Genomic DNA, 20,663 nt, shown 5'->3' on the forward strand with positions numbered 1-20,663 from the left:
AATCTCCGTTCTGTATTTAATAAATACTTTAATTATAATGTTTTTAAAGGGATAATTTGACGTAAATTACCATAATCGCCATCATATGAAGATATGATTTTTGAGTCAATTTGATAAATTCTGCGAATAGATTCTTCTGTAAGTATCTCATTAGGCAATCCTGATTTATAAATTCCACCCTTGCTCATTATAGCAATTTTCACATTAATAGCTTGATTTTCAAAATAAAATGCTTGATTAGGAGAATGAGTTGCCATTAATACCGATACGCCGTGATCTTTAATTAATTTAACAACAGTTTCCATAAAAAGCAATTCATTTTTATAATCTAAATGAGCAGTAGGCTCATCCATAATGATAATAGGTGTTTGTTGGACTAAAGCTCTTGCAAGCATAACAAGCTGCATTTCTCCGCCGCTGATTTGAGTATAAGGGCGGTCTGCCAAATGGGCAATGCCAACAGAGGTTAAAGCATTTAAAGCTATTTGTTCGTCTTTATCACTGGGCGTTTGAAAATGAGTCATATGCGCACTTCGTCCCATTAGAACAATTTGTATAACCTGGTAAGGAAAAGATCTGTCATGTATTTGAGGAACATATGCCAATTGTTTTGCCAATTGAGATGGTTTGTAGACAGAAAGCAGTTGATCTGCAATTTCTATTTCTCCATTACGTAGTTTGTGTATTCCTAATATACAGTCTAAAAGAGTACTCTTTCCGCAGCCATTAGGGCCCATGAGACAGCATAATTGTCCTTTTCCCAGTTTTAGATTAACATTGGAAAAAAGATTATTTTCATCATATCCAAAACTTGCATTTTTCACATGTATCAGATTCATTATTTCCAGCCGCCTCCTTTAGTCTTTTTCAATAGATAAATAAAGAATGGTGCACCAATTAAAGAGGTTAATATGCCTAATGGTATTTCTGAGGCAGTAATACTGCGGCTGATTGTGTCAATCAGAACCATGAAAGCTGCTCCCATAGACATGGATACCGGCATTAAGCGTCTATTATCGTTACCTACAATCATTCGTCCCATATGGGGTATAATTAAACCTACCCAGCCGATCATACCTGACATACATACAGAGCCTGCTGTTGCCAATGTTGCACCTGTAATAATTAATAATTTATTTCGTTTTACATCCACACCCATTGTTTGGGCTTCCTTATCTCCCATGGATAAAACATTAATTTTCCAGCTCATAATGAACAATATAATAAGACCTGATACAACTGGTATCAATGCCCAAAAATCACTGTAACCAACAGATGAAAGACTGCCCATAAGCCAATAAACAATAGTAGGAAGCTGACTTTCTGTATCGGCTACATATTTAAGAAATGAAAGCAATGCACTGAAAAGTGAAGACACTATGGTACCTCCCAATATGAGCATTACAGTTGGAACTGATTTATAAATTCTGGCAATCCAATAACTCATTCCTACAGCAATTATACCAAAGGAAAAAGCTAGTACGTAGGATGTCCATTGTGCTGCAAATAAAATAATAGCTAAAGCAGCACCGAATCCAGCTCCTGAGCTTACACCAAGTAAACCGGAATTTACAAGGGGATTACGAAATACTCCTTGAAAAGCACAGCCGCTGGCAGCAAGGCCTGCACCAATGAAAGCGCCTGCAATGGCTCTTGGTAAACGCAGCTGGGTTACAACCGTTAATGTTTCCCTGGAAATATTTTTAGACACATCAAAATCTAATGGAGCAAGAAGGGAGTAAATCACTTCTGAAAAAGATACATGGTAACGCCCTACAAAAAGAGTACCTAATATAAATATAATAGGCACTGATAATATGGCAATGTTTAAAATCCCTTTTTTTAGTATCATGATCTTTCCTCCGTTTTAGCTTTTGATATATGGGCTGAGGATATTAGATCAGCATCACTTCCTGCTATATTTTTAATTAAAACTTTACCTGGAGATATTGGGGCATCACAAGAAAATTTTCTTGCAATTGCAATAACCTCTGGAATTAATTTTTTTGAAATAGGTTTGTCCGTACGCACAGGTAACAAAGGGCGAATTCCTCCATTAAGTTTTACGCTGGTTGTTACAGTTCTTTGAGGGTTCGTATATTCTTCTAATGCAAAAGCTTCTCCTTTATGACAGCCAAAATCAGTAATTTCATAGGAATCACCCGAAGATGAAGTCTTGCATATGGATATTTGACAGCCTGTAGGACATAAAATACAAGTTATTTGCTTTTCTTTATCTTGCAGATTTTTATTTAATTGATTGATCCCCTTTGGTTCTGTTATTTCTATCTTAAGTTGTCTGCTTAAGTCATTTGAAATTGTAAAGTCTGAAAGAATCCATTCAGAAGCTTCTATTCCCGCACGTTGTCCTTCCAAGGAAACACTGTCTGCTAAATCGTGAACTTTTACGCAATTGCCGCAAGCAAAAATTCCTTCTTTTCCTATACATAAATTCTCATCAAGATCAAGCTTTTCTGAGGAATCTGAAATTAGACTTGAATCTTTACAAATTTCCAATTCCGGAATTAGTCCTGCAGCGATTAATAATGTATCACAAGGTACATATTCTTTTTCATTTAGGGTTATCTCACCATTTTCATTTATAGGAGCAATAGTTACACCCTTTAATCTTTTATATCCGTGAACAGAGACAACGGTCTTTCCATATTGCATAGGAATATTAAAATCCTCAACACATTGAACATGATTACGTACTAATCCGGTAGAGTTTTGCCCTAAAATCAGTTTTACATTAATACCCTCTAATGTCATACGACGTGCCATAATCAAACCAATATCACCAGAACCTAAAATAACTGCCGATTTTCCGGGAAGATAATTTTGAATATTCATCATATATTGAGCTGAACCAGCAGTGTAAATTCCTGAAGGTCTGCTGCCCGGAATATGTAATTGAGCTAATGTTTTTTCTCGGCAGCCTGTGGATATAATAACAGCTTTTGCAGATACTTGATTTATACCATCAATGTTATTGATATAAGAGATGCCCCATTTTTTCTTTACTGAGTCTGTATCTTCTTTTATTTCAAAAATTTTTAATGCAGTAGTAGTAAGATAAATGTCAATATCTAAAGCTTTTAAATCATCTGCCCATTTTTCAGCGTATTCAGGTCCTGTAAGGGATTTTTTATATAAATAAAGACCAAATCCATCATGTATACATTGAGGTAAAATGCCTCCTAAATAATTATGACGTTCTATAATTAGAATATTTTTAATTCCACAGAGTTTTGCACTTACGGCAGCTGCCATGCCTCCAGGACCTGCACCGATAACTACAAGATCATAATGTTTTTTAACATTCATTTTCTCACCTGACCTTTTACAAATTGACTGCCCTTTGTACTTTTTAATATTTTATCAGGGGAAACATGCCATTCCCTGCTTAGAATTTCAATAATATTTGGTGTACAAAATGCACCTTGGCAACGTCCCATGCCTGTACGTAAACGCTTTTTCAGTCCATTTAAACTTTTAGGGGGCAGAGGCTCATTTAATACACGAAGAATATCACCTTCTGTAATTTTTTCACACCTGCATACAATATTACCATAGGCAGGATTTTGTTTAAATAATTCTATTTGCTCCTTTTGTGATCTTTCCAAAAATGGTTTGTTAGACGGAAGCTTAGAAACAAAATTATCTTTTTTGATTAAAGATAAACCTTCTTGTTTCAGTAAGTTAATCATTTTGTCTGCTAAATAAGGAGCAGCTGTCATGCCTGGGTTTTTAATTCCCAAAGCACTTACAAAATGAGGTGCACTTATGCGAACTACAAAATCTTTTTCTTCTTTTGCCACATTTTTAATATTAGCTCTGACACCTGCAAAACTTGTAATTACACGCCCCATATCAATATCTGGGAGAACTTTTTTTGCAACAGCTTCAACGTGAGAAAGACCTGATTTAGTAGTTTCATTACAATTAAAGGATCTTACATTTTCTGAGGTTGGACCTACTAATAAATTACCATCAATTGTTGGAGCAATTAATGTTCCTCCTTCATTGTTTTCTTGAGCTTGGTAAATTACATGATTTATTTTATAACCTTTTGGCTGTTTATCAAAAACATAATACTGCCCACGTCTTGGCTTTATAATTAAATCAGCAGGACGTACTAAGCTTTCTATGGGAGCTGCTTGCTCACCTGCAGTATTTACAATATAATCTGCTGAAAATTCCCCAGTATCAGTATGTACTATATATGATTTGTTTTCCTTTTTTAATCCGATTACATTTGTTTGAAAAAGAAATTCTATGCCATTTAAATTTGCTGATTTAGCAACGGCTAAAATGAGCTGGAAAGGTGAAATGATTCCAGTAGTAGGGGCATAAAGTGCCTGTAATATTTTAGAGCTCAATGCAGGCTCCATTTTTCTAGCATTTTCTCCACTTATTATTTCAAGTCCCACAGCACCGTTATTGATACCTTTTTTCATTTTTTCTTTTAAAGTTTCAATTCCTTCTTGATGAAAGGCAACAAAAAGAGAACCCACATAAGACATGGGAACTTGTAGATCTTTGCAAATATCAGAGTAAAGAGCATTTCCCTGTACACATGAAATACCCTTTAGGCTTCTTGATCTAGGGTGAAAACCAGCATATAAGACTCCGCTGTTAGCTTTTGTAGCACCTTCACCTACATCATAAGCTCGTTCTATGACTAAAACTTTTAAGTTGTAACGGCTCAGTTCCCTTGCAGTCATAGTTCCTAAGATACCTGCACCTATAATAATTACATCATAATTTTCCATAATCAGACCTTTATCTTCCTAAGTTAATAAGGAGATTATAGTATAGTGGAATTTAAAGTGTCAAGTAATGAATAAAGGTATCAAGGTAATAAATAATATAAATCAAAAAATATATTTTAAACAAAACATAAACTAACTAAAATAAACATAAATACAAAAGAAGATATATAAATTTACTAAAATAAGCTAAATACTACTAAAATATTCTTGACGTATTTATAATAATATGTCTATAATAAAACTAATTAGATACCTAATTAGTTAACTAAATAATTGATTTATGTTAAAAGAAAGGTTCAGTGATGGGAAAAAAGAATGATGTCTTGGAATCATTTCAGCGTTTGGGAAGAAATATAAAAAGAAGAATTCCTCCGACTATGCCAAATACTCATGGTAGGGCACAAGGAAAGACTTTACGCCTTATTGAGCAAAATGATGGTATTCGTGCAAATGAACTTGCGATACTTCTTGATATTCGGCCATCTTCTTTAACACAAAAATTAGACAAGCTTGAAATTGATGGAAATATTAAACGTATTCGTGACCGTCGTGATGCAAGAGTTGTCCGTATCTATATTACAGATGAGGGACGAGAGGCTTTGGAGCAAAGGAAAAAAGAGCGACAGCAGATTAAACAAGACTTTAGTGACTGCCTTACAGAAAGAGAAAAAGAGATTTTTTGCGAACTGTGCGATCGTCTGAGTAATAATTTAGAGAGAATAAGAGAAGAAGAAAAAGCTTTATATGCTGGAGTTACCATATTAAAAAAAGAAAAGCAAGAAAATGAGGAACTAGAGGATATGGAGGACAACGGTAAAATAGGTTAATAAATTTTAGTTATTGTTTTTATTTGTATATAGGAGGAAAGATAACAATGAGAAAAAATTAAACAGAATGTATTATATAGAATTTGTACCAGTATTAATTACAAAGTCAAAAACATAATAAATTCAGCAATAGTATTCAGAAAAGAAGGAGAAATAAATGTATTCAAGAAAAGTAACGAAATGGAAAACGAGTATATCAATACTATTGATATTATTAATGATAATATCAATGTGTGGAATAAACAGCACTATATCCATTGCGGAAGGAGGTATGGAGGTAACTCTTGACCAAACCGCAACCATTATTAGTTCAGATGAATCTCAAGTATATAGTGAACTTTCAGCGGCAGTTGATCCTTCGCAGCTTAATTTAGCCTGGAATTTTGGTAATGGATTTGATAGAAAATTAGAAAAAAACTTAGAATTAATAACTTTGACAAAAAAAGAACCAAATGAAATGATTAGTATCTCTAGAGATGATTTTAAGTATATAAATGAAGGTCAGGGTGATGGCAAGGTAAGACGTTTGGAGCTTTCACTTAGCACAATTCTAGAGGATAATTGTAGATATGTTATTAAAATGGATAAAAAATTTGCGGCTAATAATGGCAGTACAATAGGAAAAGATTATTCATGGGAATTTATCACAGCAGCTACGTCAGCTAAGGATGTGATTGCTCCAATTTGGGCAGAAGGCAGCAGCATTTTGAAAACGGCCAGTACTGAAAGCAGTGTTGACCTTGAGTGGCCGGCAGCTACTGATAATATAGGGGTTACAGCTTATCATGTTTACCGAAATGATGAAACTGAAGCTATAGCCACGGTAAATGGGAAAACTTTAACTTGCCATATAACAGGGCTTGAGGCTGATACTACATATAATTTTACAGTAGAAGCTGTAGATGCAGCAGGAAATAGTAATAAAGAGCTAACCACAGAAGTAAAGACTGATAAAAAAGATAATACAGTGCCAAATTGGTCAGATGATAGTAAACTTACTGCAAGTTCAATTTGTAGCAGCAGTTTGATTTTGAGCTGGACTTCGGCTATTGACAACATAGAGGTTACAGCTTACCATATTTACCGTAATAATGAAACTGAAGCTATAGCTACTGTAAAAGGGACAACTTTAAATTATAAAGTAACGGATCTCGAAGCTGATACGTCATATAATTTTAGAGTTGAAGCTGAAGATGCAAACGGCAATTGTACCCAAAATGGCCCTTGCATTACAGTGTCTACTGCAGCCGCAAGTGGTCCGGTTGATCCTGATGCCAGCATGATGAAGGTTATGTCTGCGGGAGAGTATTATACAGTCTTTCTAAAAAAAGATGGAACCATATGGAGTTGGGGGGCGAATGACAAAGATCAATTAGGTAATGGAAACGATGAAGATATGAATAAAATACCCCAAAAGATTGAAGTAACAGGAACGTTTCAATCAGTAGCTACAGGACAATATCATACTCTAGCTCTTAAAGATAACGGAACTGTATGGACCTGGGGAGGAAATAGTAATGGTCAGTTAGGTGACGGAACGAAAAATTCCCATAATAAGCCTGTTGCCATTGAAGGAGCTTCCGGATTTAGTGCAATCGCAGCAGGGCGTTATCATAGTCTGGCATTGAAAAAAGACGGCAGCGTCTGGGCATGGGGATATAATAATAAGGGTCAATTAGGTCTAGGAAGTAACGCAGAAGATAAAGTTTTAGAGCCAACTAAGATCGAAGGCCTGGATGGGGTAATTGCTTTAGCAGGAGGGTGTTACCATAGTATAGCGTTGAAAGAAGACGGCAGTGTCTGGACTTGGGGATATAATTATTATGGTCAGTTGGGAGATGGAACTACTACTTCGCATAACTCTCCCACTAAAATTGAAGGTTTAACTGATGTAGTTATGATAAGCTCTGGCGAAGATTTTTGTTTAGCTATGAAAAAAGATGGCAGTGTTTATTCTTGGGGTAAAAATGATTATGGACAGCTTGGAAATGATACCGTAGGTTCAAAGAGCCTTGTTCCAGTGCAAGTAGCTGGTGAGAGTGGTCAGGGGAATCTTTCTAGTGTAACATCCATTGCGGCAGGAAAACGGAATGGTGCTGCATTAATATCTGATGGGACAGTTAAAACTTGGGGGTATAATCGTTGGGGACAACTTGGCGACGGCACTAGCGATTATTCTGCAAAAAGTAAGGTTCCCATTAATGTGACTGGGATTAGTGGCGTTATTGCCATCGCATTAGGAGATGATCATGCACTAGCACTGAAAAAGGATGGAAGCCTTTGGAGCTGGGGACATAATGATGTGGGACAACTTGGAAATGGATTTGGTGGAAATACATTTGACATGTGTCTTGTACCTACAAAAACTTTGATAAGTGATTATCCGGATAAAATTGTTCCTGTATGGACTGATGCTAATTTGGAAGGGGTGGATCTTGCACCCGATTCATTAACATTACAATGGTCAGGGGCAAGTGACGACAGCGGAATAAAGGAATATTATGTCTATCAGGATGATTTATTAATAGATACTGTATCTGGAGATAAAAATTCTTGTGATATTAGAAATCTTGAAAAAGGAAAAACTTATAATTTCAAAGTTCAAGCAAGTGATATTTCGGATAACAATAGTACTGATGGACCTACAGTCACATTAATTGCTGGGGGTTCCGCAACACAACAGGCGGGATTTGATTTTTCTCTTTCTTCTCCTGCGTGCAGCACAATAAGCATCAGTGATAAGAGAATAGTTAATTTGATTTGCAATAATATACAGCCTGATACAGTTAATTTAAAATGGAACTTGCCTTCTAAACTTAATGATAATTATATATCCTATATCAAATTAAGCAAAAAACATAGCGGGGAACAGATTGATATTCATCCTGAAGAGCTTGTTTATTCTGATTCAGAAAATAAGGTTACACTGGAGTTTAAAAAATCATTAGAACCATTTACTTCCTATATAATTGAAATGGGCCCTGATTTATCGGTAGATAATGGTGATAGACTTGGTAAAACTTATGCATGGGAATTTACAACTATGCCTAAGGATGGTATTCAATCAAAAATAATTTCTGCAGGTGAAGGATACAGCCTAGCTGTAAAAAGTGATGGCAGTGTTTGGAGTTGGGGAGATAGTGCTAATTGTCGCTTAGGACGTAACAAAATAATTGATTCTAAGGTACCGGCACAATTAAAAGGAATTAACGGATTTACCGCACTTTCTGCCGGCAGATATCACAGTCTGGCCCTTCGTAATGATGGAACTGTGTGGGTCTGGGGTGGAAATAATTATCGTCAATTAGGTGATAAAAATGATGAAGAAAGAGAGCAGCCATATCAGTTACAAGATTTTCGAGATGTTGTATCTATAGGAGCCGGATATTATCATAGTTTAGCGGTAAAATCTGATGGCAGTGTTTGGAGCTGGGGTAATGGATCTTCTGGACAGCTTGGATTAGGAGATAATGCAGAAAATAAAATTGATACTCCTACTAAGATTGAAGGCTTTGTTAATGCAAAATCAGTTTACGGAGGAGACAGTCATACCTTATGTCTTAAAAAAGATGGAACCATATGGACATGGGGAAAGAATACTTATGGTCAGTTGGGAGATGGCTCCACATCTTCTAAAAAAAGCCCTCAACAAGTGACCGGAATAAATGATGTTACTGCTATTGCTGTTGGTGCAAATCATAATTTAGCTCTTAAAAAAGATGGAACTGTATGGGCTTGGGGTGATAACAGTAAGGGACAATTAGGTCTAGGAGAAGGTGCAGATACTAAAGTTTTAACTCCGAGTAATGTGCCGGGATTAATCGATATTATAGCAATTGATGCAAGAGAAAGACATAGTTTAGCATTAAAAAAAGATGGGACCGTATGGGCATGGGGATATAATGCGTATGGTCAAGTAGGAAATAATAGTAAGTTAGATTCAAAAGTACCGGTACAAATTGAGATCTCAAATGTGGCTGCTATAGCTGCCGGATGGGATCACAGCATAGCTGTTAAAAATAATGGAACTTGCTGGACTTGGGGTAGAAACAATGCAGGACAAATTGGTAACGGGGAAAGTGGATACAGCGAAGTAAATTTAACTCCTATAAAGAATCTCATGATAATGGCAACAGACAGCATCAAGTCAAATTGGCCTGAAGGCAGCAGCTTGAAAAGCAGCAATATCACTCAAAGCAGTGTAATGCTGGAATGGACAGCAGCAAAAGATAACATAGGAGTTACTGCTTACAGAATTTATCAAGATTCAAAACTGATAAAAACAGTAGCTGGTGATGTAACAAGTTATCAAGTTGAAGGTTTGAGCTCTGATAAGAAATATACTTTTAAAGTTGAGGCGGGAGACGGTTCAGGAAACTGGAGCAATAATGGACCATCAATCACAATAATGACTTCGCCAGGACCTGCAATTTTGGTTAGTGCATCAGTTGAACGAAATGGAAGAAATATTCTGTTAAAGTTTTCTAAAGCCATGTCTGACCCTGCAGGGAATAAAGAGGCTTTTATCTTAAATCTTAATGGTGAGGATATACAGTATAAAGCTATAGAATTAAAAAAAGATACAACTGAAATACAGTTACAATTATTAAATCCTGCATTTAGTAATGATGTATTAAAGATTAATTGTAAAGATAGTATATTAACAGCCGAAGATGGAATGAAATTGGCAGATATTATTGATGCAAACGTAATAAATAATGCGCCAGTGAAAATAGATAAAAATGAAATATCATTTGATAACAATAATAAAGACTTAGCTGTTACGGAAAATACACCTTCTGTTACGATAAATGTTCCGGAGAACGTAAGTGATGCTGCTATCAATGTAGCAAATATAATGGAATCTGCAGTAGATAATAAGATTAAAACAAAAGCTTTACCAGCGTTGAAAATTGATGTTGCTAATAGCTCAATAAGTGCAGAAGCTTCAATAATAGTTAATATTCCTAAAGGTGTTAGTATTACAGCATCATCGGAATGGGATGGAACGATTAATGTACCAAAGGTTATTTCTAAAGATAAGGCGAAAGTAAAGGCTGACACAGGTAAGGAAATTAAAGAAGTAACTGCAGTAATTGAAATGGGTGATAGTGATTTAACACTAAATTTTGATAAAGCGGTAAAAATAATAATACCAGGTCAAGCTGGCAAAGATGCAGGTTACCAAAAAGGCGACAGCTTTACTTCGATTACTACTGTATTAACAGGCACAACTCAAGAAGAGATAGAGGCTGAAATGCTTGCCAAAAAAGTCCAGGAAGGTAAAATGAATGTTGGAAATGATATGGTTATCTGGACAAAGCATTTTACAAGTTTTATAACATATACTCAGACTACAACGGATGATGGAAACAGTGGCGGAGATAGTGGCGGAAGCAATGGCGGAGATAGTGGCGGAAGCAGTAGTGATCCTAATAAAGGGACTAAGCCTCTTAATATTATTGGTGTGACTCTCTCCACTATTTCAGGAAATGTTTCTACGGGGGGAGATTCAGTTACTAGTGTAAAAGTATCAACAAAGCCTCTTATTCGTATTGAAGCGGATAAAAATGTTACAGAGTCAAATATATGGGAAAAAAATAAACGTTGTATTACATTGACTGATTCAAATGGAAAGGATGTGTCAATTAAGGTTAGTAAACTATATGAAGATCAGGATACATTCGATGAACGAAAATATATATTTATTGAACCAAAAAGTGATTTGAGAAATGAAGAAAAATATACAATACATATATCACCCGACTTATTAGCAAAAAACGGTAATACGCTTGGTTCGAGTAATGGAAATAAGGAGTATACAATATCATTTTCTACTTTATCCTCATCTACCTCTGCAACTTCAGCTACTCCTGTAAAAGAGACAAATAAGATAAACCCATTAGAGGAAAATAGACTGAGCAAATTGGGTGAACTTGAGATATGTATTCCAAAAGGAGCAATTAAAGGATCTAAACAAGTAATCTTGACGGCTAAAAAGGTTGAAAATCCAGGAGCTTTATCCAATGGAAATACGTTGATTAGTAATGTATATGAATTTATGATAGACAATGAGAAAACATATACTTTTGAAGACAATATTGAGATTACTTTGAACTTTGACAATACTAAAATACCAGATGGATATATGGCGGTACTTGCATACTATAATGAGAATGGTGGAAAGTGGATTGTGATCGGAGGTACAGTAAATGATAATAGAATAACAGCGAATGTTAAGCATTTTACGAAGTTTGCAGTTTTGTCAGTACCAAAAGAAAGTATAAAATTCACGGATATTTCTTCTTACTGGGCAGAGGCAAATATTATATCACTTGTTCAAAAGGGAATTATAAATGGATATGATGATAATACATTCCGTCCAAACAGTTCAATTACAAGAGCAGAATTTGCTAAGATTTTAACTAATGCATTTGAACTAAAGGCAACAAAGAAAGTATCCTTTAGTGATGTTAAAGATTCTTCTTGGTATAGTGAATCTGTCAGTGCGTTAGTTGAAAATGAAATTGCATTAGGGATGGGAAATGGAAAATTTGGAGCAAATGAAAAGATAACACGTCAAGATATGGCGGTTATGCTTTATAAGGCTATGCAAAAGAAAAACATAAAGATTGATAACACAAGAGCCTTCCCAACCTTTAAAGATTCCCAAAAAATTTCAAATTATGCAGAGGAGGCAGTAAAATCTACGTATAATTGTGCTGTCTTTAATGGAGTGAGTAAAGAGTATTTTCAACCAAAAGGTCAGGCTACAAGAGGACAAGTTGCGGCAGTAATTGATAGGATTTTGACAAAAACAAAGTAAAAGATTAAATAACTTAATATCCTCGGCGTTAAAAGAGATATAGGGATCCCCTCTAGTCTTTTAATGCTGAGGCTTAAAAAAAAGAATTTAAACCTTTGATAAATTCAAAATTATAAATACACTTAAAAATTATTTTTATAAAATTAAGAAAGAAATGTAAGCATGAGAAATAATAAAAATTTAAACAAAATACTTGTAAAATTATCAATTGTTCTATGTATGTTATTGTGCCTATCTTTTTATTCATTTGCAGAAGGCGGCAATGGTGATGGAAGCGGAGGAGGTAGGGATATCCCTGTAGGTATTGCATCGAGCAATATTACGGATGGTCAGGTTGATGTACCTATTGATACCCAAATAAATTTAGAATTTAATAAGAATGTAATCAATATAAGTGTAGCGGAAAATAACAAAAGCTGCTTTACTTTGGTAGATAATAATGACAAAAATATTGGTATAACTGTAGTTATGGGAGATGATCAAATTGATCCAAGTATTAGGAGGTTAATTACTGTTATACCAGATGGCTTAGAAGCAGAAACAAAATATACTTTAACAATTAGTAAAAATTTTACTGCGAAAAATGGAGTATCCCTTAAAGAGCCGATTATTCTTTCCTTTACAACAGAAGGAAAGAAAGAAGCTGTTCAAAGTACAAATATTGCAGTAGCTTCTAACAATCTAAATCAGAAGGATGCAAATAATAAAGATCAGCCAGAACAACCGGATTTTTCAAATATTATAAATAAAGATAAGGTAGAAAAAACAGATGTTACCAGTATTACTGAAGCGGGATTAACAGAAACAGAATCAGGACTAAAGCTATCCCAGGCAGGTATAGATAATGGTGTGAAGCAAGAACTGAAAAATTCTACGGAAATAAATAAGATAAAATTATTTTCTGGTATTATTATAATTGTTTTGGCTGTACTTATTGCATATGTTATATTAAAAAGAAAATTAAATAAAAAAGCAATAAAAAAATAAACAAAAAATAAGAAAATGTAAATTATAACGAAAAAGCAAGGATTTCTTGCTTTTTTTATTTTAATAAAGTATAATCTTCATAATTAAATAATAAGTTTTCCGAGTTAAACATTTCTAAGGCGATAGGCTATGAAGTTTAACCGTTGGGTTTATAAAGAAATTTATACGCCTCCCATTTGGAAAGGAAGATGACAAATATAAATCTTTCCTTTGTTTTACAAAGGATTTTTTATGTTTGTCTTTTATTTTTGCTTAAAAATTAATGTAGTGTATTTAGGAGGTAAAAAATGAAAAAGGACAAGAGGAAGTTATTAAGTTTTATTCTCTGCCTAGCTTTGATCTTTGGAATGACTGGAGCTTTTGGATTATTTTTTGAAGGTAATCTTCCAGTAGCCAATGCTGAAGATACTCAAGATTTGGGAACAGGGAGTGGTGACCTTACAGGATCAGGAAGTGAAGAGGTCGCGGCAACTACTTTTTCTGCGATTTTAATAAATCCTGGTGAATCGAGTTTGTCATCAATTAATTTAAATAATGCAGAATTTCAGATTGAGTTTAATACTGAGGTAAAGAAAAATGCTATTAGGGTAGATGAAGCGGTTAGTGTACTTAGTGGAGATGCAATTATTGCAACAGCTAATGAAACAGGTGATGTTAAAGGGATCACATATTCAGAACCGGATGTTAATGATAAAGGAACCAAGACAAAAGTAACCTTTACAGTGGATCCTACTTTGTTAAATCCAAATACTACTTATAAATTTAAGTTAGATGCCAATATGAAGAATGATATCAAAGCGGTACCTCCGCTTACTTTGGGAGAAGATGTAATTTATCAATTTACAACTTCAGAAGATGAATATGTTGAACCTGAAGTGACACCTGAAGTAACTTTTGCAGCTATAAATCTTTATCCAATTAAAGATGCAAAAAATATATTGGTAGATGACAGCTTTAACATAGGATTTAGTAAAAGTATAAAAGAAAATAAGAACATTACAAATAATACAGCTGTTGAACTGAAAAAAATTGAGGGAACTACCGTTCCAGCTATTCTTACATTAAGTGATGGCAATAAAATTCTTACTGTTGATCCAGCTGAGTCATTAGAATATGGAACTAAGTATGAACTTGTAATTTTGGATAACACAATTACATGCAGTGAAAGTGGTATTAAACTAACTTCATCATCTATTACTTTTAAAACAACAAGCTTTGATAATATAACAGTCGAAGCCCAAAAACAAGAGACATCAGGAGCTTCCATTTCACTTAACCTACATAATGCAGGAGCAGAAGCTCAAAATGCAAAGATTGTTTGTGTAGTAAGAAGAGATAGAGGAGCAAACCTTGAAGAAGGCGGAACTGTAGTCGCAAAATGTGAAAGTGAATTATCTGTTGAAGCTAATAATAATAAAGAAATACAAATTAATATAGAAGATATCACTAAGAATCTAGTAAATGGAGATTTAGTTAATTTAGAAAAAGGTAATATCTTTGCAGATGTTTATATTATGAATAAAAATGGTGAAATACTTTATACTCCATTGCATAAAGAAATAATTTAAAAATAGAGAAAAGGAAAGTCAAATGAATAAATTTAAATTAAAAAAGGTACTTGCCCTAATCTTTGTATTAGCATTTATGATATCCAGTACTATAACAGCATTTGCAGCGGCAGAAATATCCTTTGTTACTAACGGTGCTGCTAAAAAATATGCCGCAGGCTCTGTTCTTAGAATACTTGGTAAGGTTGAAGATAATGATTTAGCAATAAGTAAAACAAATGTTGAAATTAATATTACAGCAGATGGTAAAGTAGTATACTACGGAAACATAACAACTGACAGTAATGGATATTTTAAAACCACATTTACAGTTCCATCAGGTGTTAGTGGTAATATGAATATTTCCATGAATGCAGCAGGAAATAATATTGATGTGAGTGATTATGCAGTTTTAGATGTGACGGAAACTTTAGTTTTAGCGGGATCTGTTCCTGAAGTTGGATTGACAGAAGCAGATAATAAAATTATCTCTGCGTCAACTTCAAAAATAGGTTTGGCTTTTAGCGGGAATGTAAATTACTTTAATAATAAAAACAGTTCAGAGAATGGCTTGCCTGAAAGTCTTGGAACGAATGATTGGAATAAAGACTGTATAACTTTATACGAAAAGGAGAGTAATGGAGATTACAAAAAAATTCCTTCAAGTATAGATCTTGTGTCTTCCAGCATTAAAGGAAATGCTCTTGTTTCCGGAATTACATATTTTTCAGGAGTAGCAAAAGAAGACCAAAAAAGTGAAAGAAAAGATGTGATATTTATATCTGCAGAAAATGGATTTAAAGCAAATACTTCTTATAAAATTGCAGTAGATAAAGATTTATGCCAAAACAGCAGTGCGAGAATGGCAAGTGATGAAACCGTATATTTTACTACTGGTTCTGCTTCTAACGGCGGTAATGGCAGCAGTGGAAGTGGCACGGGTGATAACCAAGAAAAAAATACTGTTATTGTTTCAAAGCCTACTTTTAAAGGTACTACGGCAACAATTGCCCCAACTGATACTCAAATTAACGATGCTGTTAAAAGTTTAAATAAGGATGATAAGAATATAATTACTTTTAAAGTAAGTGAATCTGACATAAGTAAGAATAGCGGAGATATCAATGTATTAGAATTAAAAATATCAGAAGCACAGAGAGATAAAATAAAAGACTCAAAATTAGCTTATGATACACCAATAGGTACTGTTACTTTACCAACACAAGTAATTTCTCAAGTAAGGGGAGATATAGATCTTACAATTACAAAAGTTGAAGAGGATACATATAAAGTAACATTGACAGATGAAAAAGGAAATATATCAAATTTAAATGGCAGAGTAAAATTGAAATTCCAGGTTAATGATAAAACAAAGAACTTACTAAGTCATAATGGTGTTATTATGAAAAATGCTATGGTAGAAAATGGGGAAGCCTTTGGTATAACAAGTTCATTTAGTACATTCAAATTAGAAAATAAATCAGTGACATTTTCAGATATTTCAAAACACTGGGCAAAATCAAATATAGAATTTTTAGCTGCAAGAAATATTGTTAATGGTGTTAGTGAAGATGAATTTGCTCCTAATAATAATATAACCAGAGCGGAATTTGTTAAAATGCTCATTAATTCATTAGATGAATTAGATATTAAGGCAGGATCAGCAACTAATTCGTTTAAAGATGTAAAAGAAGGAAAATGGTATACGGATTATATAAATTGGGCAGCAGAAAAAGGTATTGTTTCAGGAATGGGTAACGACACATTCGGGACAGACAGAGCTATTTCAAGGCAAGATATGGCAGTTATTATTGAAAGATTTGCCAATGAAATGAATATTGATTTAAGTGCTAATATAAATAAAGTAACTTTTGCAGATGATACGGAAATTTCCGGCTATGCAAAGGAATCCGTTTATAAGATGCAGCAAGCAGGAATTATTAATGGTGTAGGCGGTAATAATTTTAATGCAAAGGACAGTGCAACAAGAGCAGAGGTTGCAAAAATAATCAATATGCTTATAGAAGATTTGGTAACAAATAATTAGGTAATATATAATTTCTACATTAGAATAGATAAGGGGGCGCAGGCTCCCTTTATCTATAACCGTTATAATTATAATAAGGAAAAGGTAACCATGTTAAAGAGTAAAATTTCAATTAAGATATTTAGACAAATAATGTTAATCCTATGCTTGATCTTTAGTTTAACAATACTTGCAAATGCCGAAGATGGCAATGGAAATGGCGGAGGAGAAAACAGAGATATTCCTGTAGGTATTGTATCTAGTAATGTAGCAGACGGACAGGTTGATGTTCCTGTTGATATAAATATAAATTTAGAATTTAATAAAAATGTCATCAATATAAGTGTAGCGGAAAATAACAAGAGTTGTTTTTCATTAGAGGATGAAAATGGAAATAATATAGATATTTCAATAGCTATGGGTGATGATCAAATAGACCCTACGGTAAAAAGACTTATTACAGTTGTACCAAAAGAAAATTTAGAAGCCGGTATAAAATATACACTTACAATTAGTGAAAATTTTACTGCCAAAAATGGAGTGTCTCTTGAGAAACCCATTAGCTTAACCTTTACAACTTTAAAAGAAAATATTATAAATGAAACAAGTGATAAAAATTTAACTAATTCCCAAAATGTCACGGAATCTAGTATGAAAGTTACAAAAGAATCTTTAAGTGTTACTAAAGCTGGGATATCAGAGGATAAAAAAGATACACAGAAAGTAAATATGATTAAGATATTATCCATAGTCAGCATTATAATTTCATTTATTTTACTTATAGTATATTTTATTATGAGAAGAAATATAAAAGAATAATTAAGCTTTGTTCTTTGTAAATTAAGCCATGTAGCATTGCTTTTTTTATTTGTAAGCAGTATAATTAGTATAACAATATAATGAAAATTTTCCCAATTCAACTAATCGTAGATAGACGTTTATTGGAGAATATAAAGTATTTATGTACCATTGATCCAAGGAATATAAAAACAATTAATAAAATGATTTTTCCCTTGTGATACAAAGGGATTTTTTATTGTATTTTTAGAAAAAGGTATCCTTTGTGTTTAAAATTTAATAATAGAGTTTTAAATTTAAATAATGTTTGATTTAGCTTTTAGGAGGTGTCATCTGGTATGTACAATAAAACATAAAGGTAAAAATATTAACTTTAACTTAAAACTATCTAAAAAACAATTTAAAGAAAGAATGGGAAAAATGAAAAACAGTAAATTTATAAAAAAATTAGTAAGTCAAGTTATAATAGTTCTATGCATGCTAATAGGCTTATCCTATATATCCTTTGCAGAAAATTTAAATGGAGCTTTAAGCATCTATAATAATTATGCAGAGTGTCAGTCAGTTACAAATATTAATGTTTTAAACATGTTTTCATTACAAGGCAGTATAGTTGCTTTTATAATATTGTTAATTTGTTTAGCGGCAAATAGAAAAATAAATGAATAAAACAGATTAAATAAAGTGATAAAAGCGAGTTTTATATCTTGCTTTTATCTTTAAAAAAATATAATTATAAGTAATTGAATAATAAGTTTTCCGAGTTGAATTTTCTAAGGTAATTACTATGAAGTTTAACCGCTGGGTATATAAAGAAATTTATATGCCTCCCGTTTGGAAAGGAAGATAACAAGTATAGAAATTTTTGTTTTACAAATTTGTAATTCAAGGACTATTTTATGTTTGTTTTTTTTATGCAGTAAATCACCTTCTATTACATAAAATTACTTAAAACACGCAATATAGGTAATAAGAGATGAAGATAATAATTATTTAAAGTTTTAAACTTATTTTTACTAAATCATAAGAAGAAATTAGAATTTATTAGTTAAAGAAAATATGTAATTATAAAGATTAGATATTAACTTAATATTAGAGAAATATATATTGTTATTTTAGGCAAAAAAGCAAAAGAAAATGACGAAGGATAATGTGTATTATCATATTAAAGATAAGGTAAAATATATACATTGTATGTATATATTTATAGTTTATTTTTACAAGGAGAATAAAAGTTATGCTGTTTAAGCAGACTTTTTTCTAATAAATTTTTACTTAAGATAAATAGGAGGAAAAAATGTTAAAGAAAAAAAGTATTTTATCACTATTATTAGTAATGATAATGGTGGTATCTATGGCAGCTTGTGGAAATACAGATAAGCAAACAGAGGATGAAAATAATACTCCTGCTGAAGCTAGTAAAACCATAAGACTTGCTACAACAACAAGTACAAGAGACAGCGGGCTGCTTGATGAGATTTTGCCTGTATTTACTAAAGAAACGGGCTATGATGTAGATGTTATAGCAGTTGGCTCCGGAGAAGCAATGAAAATGGGGGAAAATGGAGAAGCTGATGTACTTTTAGTTCATTCTCCCGAAGCAGAAAGAGAATTTGTTGAAGCTGGACATGGTCCTGAAAGATTTGATGTAATGTATAATGATTTTGTTATTCTTGGACCAAAAGATGATCCTGCGGGAATTAATACCGCAGCGCCAAATAACGCTAAGGATGCATTTAAAAAGATTTATGATGATCAAATTAAATTTATTTCAAGAGCAGATGAATCAGGGACGCATAAAAAAGAGTTATCAATTTGGAAAGAATTGAATCTAACTCCAGAGGGAGATTGGTATGTGGAATCCGGCAAAGGCATGGGAGATGTTATTACTATGACAAACGAAATGCTAGGATACACTCTTTCTGACAGAGCAACTTGGTTGAATATGTCAGAAGGTACTGATTTGAAAATAGTTACTGAAGGAGATAAGGATTTATTTAACCAATATGGAGTTATAGTTGTAAATCCTGAAAAAAATGATCAAATAAATGCAGAAGGTGCAAAAGCATTCCAGACATGGATACTTTCAGAGTCAACTCAGAAGTTAATAGGAGAATATGGCAAAGAAAAATATGGAAGTCCACTATTTACACCAAATGCGGCTGAAGCTAAATAATTAAATAAAATTATATATATAAATTCACCTAGTATTAGGTGAATTTATTAATACATATTATAATATTCCATCTACTTTTATATCAGTTTTTTCATAAGGCAGATTTTTTAAAATTTGAAAAGGATAGGCATGTCCTAATTTTAAAGCATCATGTCTAAGTTGGGTTAAAAAGCGATCATAACAACCTTTTCCGTATCCTAAACGGTTACCGTTTTTATCAAAAGCTAACCCGGGAATTAATATAAAATCGATTTCTAAAGGATTTATTTTGCAGCATATTTCAGTGTTAGGTTCCCAAATCCCTAAAGGAGATTTTTTTAAATATTTTTTTATAGTTTCATCTATAGAATAATTAAAATTCTTTATAGGTATTTCAAAGGGATGAATGTGAAAATTTGAATCAGTAAAAGGTAAGACCAATCTTTTTCCTTCTTTTATACACTCTTCAATCAATAGTTTTGTTGGCGCTTCATTACGATAATCCATATACATCATAATAACTTTTGAAGATTGAAAAGTCTTTAAATGAATAAGCCTTTTTAAAGAAGTTTTTTCATATTCATTAATAAAATCTTTTGTAATAAGATTACGTTCTAATAATACTTGTTTACGAAGAATATTTTTATCCATGTAAAAAATCCTTTCTGTTAAATAATCAATATTATCATACCATATATGCTTTGGATAGTGTATTAGAAATG

General features: G+C 33.0%; 13 protein-coding genes and 2 riboswitches. Of the genes, 8 read left to right on the forward strand and 5 right to left on the reverse strand.

Annotated features, from left to right (window positions below):
- Nucleotides 1–32 precede the first annotated feature (32 nt).
- From K292_RS0114210 to K292_RS17360, 4 genes are read right to left on the reverse strand one after another with little or no spacing between them, the layout of a single operon-like run.
- Entirely contained in the window at nucleotides 33–839 is an 807-nt protein-coding gene (locus tag K292_RS0114210) for an ABC transporter ATP-binding protein (RefSeq protein WP_027400394.1), read from the reverse strand.
- The gene (locus K292_RS0114215) at nucleotides 839–1,852 is read right to left on the reverse strand and encodes a FecCD family ABC transporter permease (RefSeq protein WP_027400395.1); all 1,014 of its coding nucleotides are present in this window, start codon (nucleotides 1,850–1,852) and stop codon (nucleotides 839–841) included. The genes K292_RS0114210 and K292_RS0114215 overlap by 1 nt, the downstream gene beginning before the upstream one ends.
- The gene (locus K292_RS17355; RefSeq protein ID WP_051280803.1) at nucleotides 1,849–3,327 is read right to left on the reverse strand and encodes an FAD-dependent oxidoreductase; all 1,479 of its coding nucleotides are present in this window, start codon (nucleotides 3,325–3,327) and stop codon (nucleotides 1,849–1,851) included. Before K292_RS17355 ends, K292_RS0114215 begins: the two co-directional genes overlap by 4 nt.
- Nucleotides 3,324–4,775 (reverse strand): NAD(P)/FAD-dependent oxidoreductase, encoded by a 1,452-nt coding sequence (locus K292_RS17360; protein WP_037373346.1) that lies wholly within the window; start codon nucleotides 4,773–4,775, stop codon nucleotides 3,324–3,326. The genes K292_RS17355 and K292_RS17360 overlap by 4 nt, the downstream gene beginning before the upstream one ends.
- A 302-nt stretch (nucleotides 4,776–5,077) precedes the next feature.
- Between K292_RS17360 and K292_RS0114230 the strand changes: the two genes are divergently transcribed.
- The 8 genes from K292_RS0114230 (at nucleotide 5,078) to K292_RS0114265 (ending at nucleotide 19,962) form a co-directional block, all read left to right on the forward strand.
- Complete coding sequence (locus K292_RS0114230) at nucleotides 5,078–5,602, forward strand: MarR family transcriptional regulator (RefSeq protein ID WP_027400396.1); 525 nt, start codon at nucleotides 5,078–5,080, stop codon at nucleotides 5,600–5,602.
- Nucleotides 5,603–5,759: 157 nt separating this feature from the next.
- The gene (locus K292_RS18085; protein ID WP_027400397.1) at nucleotides 5,760–12,428 is read left to right on the forward strand and encodes an RCC1 domain-containing protein; all 6,669 of its coding nucleotides are present in this window, start codon (nucleotides 5,760–5,762) and stop codon (nucleotides 12,426–12,428) included.
- Nucleotides 12,429–12,590: 162 nt separating this feature from the next.
- Nucleotides 12,591–13,415 carry an Ig-like domain-containing protein gene (locus K292_RS0114240; RefSeq protein WP_027400398.1) on the forward strand — a complete coding sequence of 275 codons (825 nt, stop codon included), beginning with the start codon at nucleotides 12,591–12,593 and terminating at the stop codon, nucleotides 13,413–13,415.
- A gap of 85 nt (nucleotides 13,416–13,500) precedes the next feature.
- A riboswitch (molybdenum cofactor riboswitch) is annotated at nucleotides 13,501–13,618 on the forward strand.
- Nucleotides 13,619–13,702: 84 nt separating this feature from the next.
- Entirely contained in the window at nucleotides 13,703–14,983 is a 1,281-nt protein-coding gene (locus tag K292_RS0114245; RefSeq protein ID WP_027400399.1) for an Ig-like domain-containing protein, read from the forward strand.
- Nucleotides 14,984–15,005: 22 nt separating this feature from the next.
- Nucleotides 15,006–17,009 carry an S-layer homology domain-containing protein gene (locus K292_RS0114250; protein ID WP_027400400.1) on the forward strand — a complete coding sequence of 668 codons (2,004 nt, stop codon included), beginning with the start codon at nucleotides 15,006–15,008 and terminating at the stop codon, nucleotides 17,007–17,009.
- A gap of 90 nt (nucleotides 17,010–17,099) precedes the next feature.
- The gene (locus K292_RS0114255) at nucleotides 17,100–17,807 is read left to right on the forward strand and encodes an Ig-like domain-containing protein (protein WP_027400401.1); all 708 of its coding nucleotides are present in this window, start codon (nucleotides 17,100–17,102) and stop codon (nucleotides 17,805–17,807) included.
- Between the two features lie 399 nt (nucleotides 17,808–18,206).
- Entirely contained in the window at nucleotides 18,207–18,455 is a 249-nt protein-coding gene (locus K292_RS0114260) for a hypothetical protein (protein ID WP_156900550.1), read from the forward strand.
- Between the two features lie 76 nt (nucleotides 18,456–18,531).
- Nucleotides 18,532–18,647, forward strand: a riboswitch (molybdenum cofactor riboswitch).
- A gap of 436 nt (nucleotides 18,648–19,083) precedes the next feature.
- Nucleotides 19,084–19,962 carry a substrate-binding domain-containing protein gene (locus K292_RS0114265; RefSeq protein WP_027400403.1) on the forward strand — a complete coding sequence of 293 codons (879 nt, stop codon included), beginning with the start codon at nucleotides 19,084–19,086 and terminating at the stop codon, nucleotides 19,960–19,962.
- A 57-nt stretch (nucleotides 19,963–20,019) separates the two neighbouring features.
- Here the strand turns inward: K292_RS0114265 and K292_RS18090 are convergent, their stop codons facing one another.
- On the reverse strand, nucleotides 20,020–20,592 hold the full coding sequence (locus K292_RS18090) for a 5-formyltetrahydrofolate cyclo-ligase (protein WP_051280806.1): 573 nt from the start codon (nucleotides 20,590–20,592) through the stop codon (nucleotides 20,020–20,022).
- Between the last annotated feature and the right edge of the window lie 71 nt (nucleotides 20,593–20,663).

This window comes from Anaerovorax odorimutans DSM 5092 (genome assembly GCF_000426305.1).
Classification (GTDB): Bacteria; Bacillota; Clostridia; order Peptostreptococcales; family Anaerovoracaceae; genus Anaerovorax; species Anaerovorax odorimutans.